Source organism: Staphylococcus agnetis, from assembly GCF_002901865.1.
Classification (GTDB): domain Bacteria; phylum Bacillota; class Bacilli; order Staphylococcales; family Staphylococcaceae; genus Staphylococcus; species Staphylococcus agnetis.
The window spans coordinates 1-249 of the sequence record NZ_PPQF01000113.1 but is presented as its reverse complement, the minus strand read 5'-3'; the positions used below and the strand labels follow the sequence as shown (position 1 = coordinate 249).

General features: G+C 31.7%; 1 protein-coding gene. It reads right to left on the bottom strand.

Annotated features, from left to right (window positions below):
- A partial coding sequence (locus CD172_RS12020; RefSeq protein WP_142384440.1) for an IS6 family transposase occupies nt 1-249 on the bottom strand: 249 nt, incomplete at both ends.

Here is a 249-nt window from a genome sequence, read left to right as displayed (position 1 = left end):
CTTACGTAACGAAATATCTAGTGTATGGCCATCTGCATCAATAGCGCGATATAAATAATTCCATTGCCCTTTAATTTTGATATACGTCTCATCTATATGCCATTTATAATAAGCTTGCTTATTCTTTTTCTTCCAAATTTGATACAAAATAGGAGCATATTCCTGTACCCATCGATAAATTGTTGAATGATGAACATAGATGCCTCGTTCTCTCAATATTTCAGATATATTTCGATAACTTAATGCATA